The organism is Candidatus Termitispirillum reticulitermitis (genome assembly GCF_054655775.1).
On record NZ_BAAIHG010000238.1, the window covers coordinates 1 to 541 of the forward strand.

At 55.8% G+C, this 541-nt stretch carries 1 pseudogene; it reads right to left on the minus strand.

From position 1 onward, the window contains the following. Positions 1–541 (minus strand): annotated as a pseudogene (locus AC1MDJ_RS08515) (hypothetical protein); the annotation flags it as partial.

A 541-nucleotide genomic window follows, 5' to 3' on the forward strand; every position in this document is an offset into this window, starting at 1 on the left:
GCCTACCACAACGCCGTTCGCTTTATCGTAGAGTACCTCCACATATCCGTGGGAATAGGAATTGTTCCCCCCCTTGATACCGATGAGGAGCAGATCCGTCGTACCGGGAACAGCCGTATTGTTGGTATAGGCATACGCCTTGGCCAGGGCAAGGGCTCCGGTAAAGGTCCCCCCCAATGAGGTGCCGGAGACGGCAAAACCGGCGGCGGTACCACGTAAAATATAGCTGTTTATGCTGGCGGCTATGATAGAACCGGGATCGGGTTGTAAAAACCCGGCGATATCGGCGGGGATTGGAGGACCCGGCACCGTCTGAGCGGGCACAACCGCAGAGGCGCCATCCCACTGAAAGATACCGCTTCCCTTGGTGCCAAGATAGTACACACTCCCTATTTTGCCGGCCCCGCTGAGGAGACTGGTATTCAGGGTTCCCTCCAATAAATCCAGTCTGCCGTCGGTTTCATACAAAATCGCGTAATCATTTCCGCCGTCATCATTACCCTTGGACGCCCCGGCAAATAATTGATTCCCGGCGCCGAAG